At 43.3% G+C, this 4,306-nt stretch carries 4 protein-coding genes; 1 reads left to right on the top strand and 3 read right to left on the bottom strand.

The features are described from left to right. The 3 genes from F6K20_RS26355 to F6K20_RS26345 form a co-directional block, all read right to left on the bottom strand. The coding region (locus F6K20_RS26355) for a glycosyltransferase family 2 protein (protein ID WP_287296611.1) at positions 1-787 on the bottom strand (787 nt) is incomplete at its 3' end. A gap of 360 nt (positions 788-1,147) precedes the next feature. Continuing rightward, entirely contained in the window at positions 1,148-1,897 is a 750-nt protein-coding gene (locus F6K20_RS26350; protein ID WP_287249492.1) for an ABC transporter ATP-binding protein, read from the bottom strand. Continuing rightward, positions 1,898-2,704, bottom strand: a complete 807-nt coding sequence (locus F6K20_RS26345) for an ABC transporter permease (protein ID WP_008188064.1) — start codon at positions 2,702-2,704, stop codon at positions 1,898-1,900. 358 nt (positions 2,705-3,062) lie between these two features. Between F6K20_RS26345 and F6K20_RS26340 the strand changes: the two genes are divergently transcribed. After that, complete coding sequence (locus F6K20_RS26340) at positions 3,063-4,259, top strand: hypothetical protein (protein ID WP_287296609.1); 1,197 nt, start codon at positions 3,063-3,065, stop codon at positions 4,257-4,259. Positions 4,260-4,306 lie beyond the last annotated feature (47 nt).

Genomic DNA, 4,306 nt, shown 5'->3' with positions numbered 1-4,306 from the left:
TGTTGAGATTTAGTGTATTTCTACCGTTTTCGGCATTTTGAAGCCATTCTCTCAGGTTAATGACGAACTCCTGATATTTGAGGATTCTTCTGTTCAACCAGTAGGAATCTTGATACATTGGGCATTGGTTCTGAATACTATAGGATTCAGGTAGGGATAGTCTTAACTGACTAGAAAGTCCTCCTGCATAATAGGATGTGATTGTGCGAGGATAGTAACACAATTTCACAGTCTCATTCTGGATTAGCCTCAGAAACCATTCATAATCCGATGATATTCTGTAGCGTTCATTGAAAAGCCCTATCTTAGAGAAAAACAAGTTAGCTCTGGAGAAGCTGGCTTGGTGAGGCAAACATCCACAAATCAGTTCATCAGCTACATCTTCAGGCATGGGAGGCTTCACTAAAAAGGAAGACCCAGATTGCTCTCTAACCTCTAGGTCTCCATACACAAAATCACAGGAGGGATTTGCCAACAGGAAGTTAACGGTATCTTGGATTACCTTTTTATCAAGATAATAGTCATCTGAGTTAATAAAAGCAATAAACTCACCAGAGGAGTACCTAACTCCCTTATTCATGGCTTCATAGATACCGCCATCAGGTTCGCTAATAAATCTGCTAATGTGATCACTATATTTATGAACAATCTCCTTAGTTTTGTCTTGGGAGTTGCCATCAATAATAATGTACTCTATATCCTCATAGGTCTGAGAGACGACACTCTTGATCGCTCGTTCTATAAATCGCTCAGCATTTTTACATACAGTGATAATTGAAATCCTCACATGCTCCTCCTCAAAATTATCACTATTAGGGTGATAAGACTTGTTTAACAGATTTAACCTAAGCATTCAGCAGTCAGCTATCAGCGTGTCGCGTATCAGCTTATGGGCTACAGATGGTGCTACCAGGCGCTTTAAATGCACGGGATTGGATCAGTGAAATGAGCAGGGATTTTTAACCAACCGTACCAGCCCCCCGATGCTGGTTTACTACCTCCCATTTATTAGCTGACGGCTGATAGCTGACGGCTGATAGCTGACGGTTTAACTATAGGTTTAACTATATTCCAACTGCTGAGATTACCATCTTTCATTTACCTTAAGCTTTTAACTTTTGTTTAAAACTTTTAACTTTTTTTAAGGTTAAACCACTTCCTTAACACTATTTAAGTAGGAATCGACTACCTCATTGCTCTCTCCCGCTAACTTTATCCTGCCTTTGTCTAACCAAATTACCCGCTTGCAGTAATGGCGCACAAAGGATAAATCATGGGAGACCACTAAAACAGTGGCATGAGCCTCCCAAAATCTTTCCATGCGTCGCTGGCACTTAATTCTAAAACTTTGATCCCCTACGGATAACACTTCATCTAAAATTAAGATATCTGGCTGTACATCAGTGGCAATGGCAAAGCCTAGCCGCGCTGACATCCCTGAGGATAATCCTTTCACTGGCATTAACTTGTAGTCTTCTAGCTCAGCAAACTCCAAAATCGATGGGGTTCTGAGTTTCATCTCTTGTTTAGAGAAACCTAGCATCACGCCATAGAGTTTGATATTATCCACTACCGAAAGTTCCGGATCGAATCCAGCTCCTAGCTCAATCAGAGGAGCGATTTCACCTCTGATCCATACCTGACCCCCTGTCGGCTTTAATATGCCACAGATAACTTTAAGTAGCGTTGATTTTCCTGAACCATTCGGTCCAATGATGCCGATTTTTTCCCCAGCTTCTACTGCTAGATGAATGTCATCAAGGACTAAATTCCTGGAAGGTTTGCGGTATTTTCCCTCCAAAAACGATAGTATGGTTTTCTTGAGGTCATAGGAAAACTCTTCTTGGGTTCTTCGCCACAATGAAACCCGATCGAGTCTAATAACTTCTTCTGTCATCTATAACAAATCCATGAAGTGAGGCTGCCAAACTCGAAAGCAAGTCCAGCCTAAGGATACAATTACTATGGCACTTAGGCATGAGTGTCCAATTAACCCTACATCTGGCAAACCTCCTGACAAAGAAATCTGTCGAATGCTTTCAATAATCGGCAATAAGGGATTTAAAAACAAAAAGGGTTGAACCGCCTCTGGGACAATTGCTGCTGGATAAAAGACTGGAGAGCTAATCCAGATCACAAAGCATACTAGTTCGTAGAAATAAGGTAAATCCCTAAAGAAAACATAGAGAACACTGACGAAAAAACCGAGGCCGATACTAACCAAAATTAATGCGATTAACGGAAGACTCAACGCTAGCAAATTGACTACACTTTTTGAAGTAAGCAACGTGACAATAGCTAGGAGAGGAAAGCTGCCAACAGCTAACTGAAACACGTTAGCAGCAATGGTTGAAACTGGGAAGACACTGATTGGTAAACGAACTTTATTCAACAGGGCACCATTGCCAACTACGCTGACTAATGCTTGGTTGGTTGAAGCGGAGAAAAAGTTAGTGACAAGCAACCCAGTAAAAGCCGCCAGAATATAGTTAATGGTTGAGTTGTCATAATAAGAGGCAAAGGTAGCACCAAAAATTGCTGTATATAGTCCTGTCATAATCAAAGGATTTAACAAAGACCAATATACTCCCAGAAGCGATCCTCGATAACGTCCCTTCAGATTTCGCTCTGTTAATATATACAGCAACTCCCAATAGCGCTGAAGTTGCCACCGTGCGGTGTTAGCCTTGAGGGATAAGGTCATAATTTATACACCGAAGATATAGAACCGAATATGAATATATAGAACCGAATATATAGGGATTCAAGTTAGCCTCCCCACTGGTTCTTAGATGCGCATTTTTAGAACCATAACATATACTGCGAAGAAATTCGCCCTGTCGTGTTCCCACCCCGCACTTTTGGTTACGGCGCGTTCGCGTAGCGTAGACCTTTGGGCTAATCGCATAAGCGCGGAAGCTGAGGCCGTAGGCCACGCTTTGCGAACGCTTCATCGCGCAACCGTTCTGTTTCGGTGTGTATATTCTTATCATAGTTTAGGGAAATTTGTCGAGTAGGAACTTGTTATAATCCCTTGAGAAGTAAGTATCTGACTTGATTATATGTCTCTGACTAGTGCTGACGAACTAGAGCCAAGTCCCTTGCTTTCTTGGCAACTAGGGCAAAGTAACTTGTTAGATTGGCGAGCTATTATCGAAACTAACCCCTCCCTCTGGAGAGAAGCCAAGCAACGGTCTCACCAGGGACCAATGGTCCTAATAGCAACTACCGTAGGGGGGTCAGCGCCACTGTCACTACCAGAAAGCCTACTAGCAGTAGCCCTTACCCTCAGAGGAGCACAGGTTCATACTCTCCTGTGTGACCATTCTCTGCCTGCCTGCCTCAATCTTCAAAAACTAGATACACCTCAAGAAAGGATTGAAAACTATGATCTAGAAACGATCAAGTGCCAAAAGTGTTTTGCAACCGGTCGTTATCTGTATCAACCGTTGCATTTGACGAACCATGTATTCAGTGAACTGCTCACTGGGCTCGACAGGCTAGAGGCAAAACAGATCGCAGCACACGTAAGGCTATCAGAGATTGAAAACTATTGCCTGGGCAACTGGAATATTGGTGAACACGCCTATGCTGGGGCGCTGCGCTATTTTACCAGCGGGAATCTAGATAACGAACCCAACAGTGAAATCGTGGTGCGTCGGTATTTTGAAGGGGCTTTGCTGACTGCGTATGCTATCAGTAAGCTACTGTGTAACTATAATTTTAAGGCTGCTTGCTTCAATCATGGCATCTACTTACCTCATGGCATCATTGGTGAGGTGTGTCGCTCACGCCAAGTGCGGGTGGTTAACTGGACGATTGCCTACCGCAAGCGTTGCTTTATTTTTAGCCATGGAGACACTTATCATCACACTATGCTCAGTGAGCCTCTCCATGCCTGGGAAACCATGCCTTGGAATCAGGCAATGACAGATGACATCCTACAGTATTTGAAAAGTCGATGGCAAGGCACTCGGGATTGGATTTGGTTTCATGAAAAACCTGATGAAGAATTTAGCCGAAATGCTGAGGAGATGGGGCTTGACCTGAACCAGCCGGTGATTGGGATGCTCACCAATGTGATGTGGGATGCCCAGTTGCACTATCGCGCTAATGCTTTTCCGAATATGCTAACGTGGGTACTCCAGACGATTGAGTATTTTGCTAAACGTTCTGACTTACAACTGCTGATTCGGATTCATCCAGCAGAGATTCGGGTAAGAGCAACAACTGTAAGAACCACGCCATCAAGGTGTTAGTTCAAGTTATAGCAGTCGCCAGGGCAGTTAGGACATCGACATTAGTC

It is taken from the genome of Moorena sp. SIO2C4 (assembly GCF_010672485.1).
GTDB lineage: Bacteria > Cyanobacteriota > Cyanobacteriia > Cyanobacteriales > Coleofasciculaceae > Moorena > Moorena producens.
Note: the sequence above shows the minus strand (reverse complement) of the source record. Positions and strands in the feature narration are given on the sequence as shown.

Excerpts from the sequence above, each read along its gene's own strand:
- F6K20_RS26350 (WP_287249492.1), bottom strand. The coding sequence starts at position 1,897 with ATGACAGAAGAAGTTATTAGACTCGATCGGGTTTCATTGTGGCGAAGA.
- F6K20_RS26345 (WP_008188064.1), bottom strand. The coding sequence starts at position 2,704 with ATGACCTTATCCCTCAAGGCTAACACCGCACGGTGGCAACTTCAGCGC.
- F6K20_RS26340 (WP_287296609.1), top strand. The coding sequence starts at position 3,063 with ATGTCTCTGACTAGTGCTGACGAACTAGAGCCAAGTCCCTTGCTTTCT.